Source organism: Frankia sp. Hr75.2, assembly GCF_949319125.1.
GTDB classification, from domain to species: Bacteria; Actinomycetota; Actinomycetes; order Frankiales; family Frankiaceae; genus Parafrankia; species Parafrankia soli.
Genome location: NZ_CASGGV010000262.1, coordinates 1 through 309 on the forward strand (window position 1 = coordinate 1; position 309 = coordinate 309).

Annotated in this window: 1 protein-coding gene; it reads right to left on the reverse strand. The window is 72.2% G+C overall.

All coding sequences use genetic code 11. The annotated features are described in order from the left end of the window. Positions 1-309 (reverse strand): YibE/F family protein (locus AC559T_RS17940; RefSeq protein WP_498869480.1); only part of this gene is annotated, 309 nt, incomplete at both ends.

Sequence of the window (309 nt, forward strand, 5' to 3'; positions counted from 1 at the left end):
TAGCTGGCCCGGTAGATGAGGGGCTGGGTGTCCGCGTCGGCGTGACCGGCTGGGGCGAAGTCGGTGTCGGTGTCGATGTCGGTCGAAGGGGATGCCGAGCCTGGGGGGTGTCGTCGTGATGCGGCGAGTGCCGCGATGGCGGTGGTGAGGGGTACCGAGGCGACGAGGCCGATGGTGCCGGCCGCGGTCCGCACGATTTCGGCGCCGACGAGGTCGGTGCTGGCCAGGTCGGCGCTGCTGCGGTCGGCGAGGGTGAACAGGAGCAGGGTCGGGAGCGCGGCGCCGGCGTAGGCGAGGACGAGGGTGTAG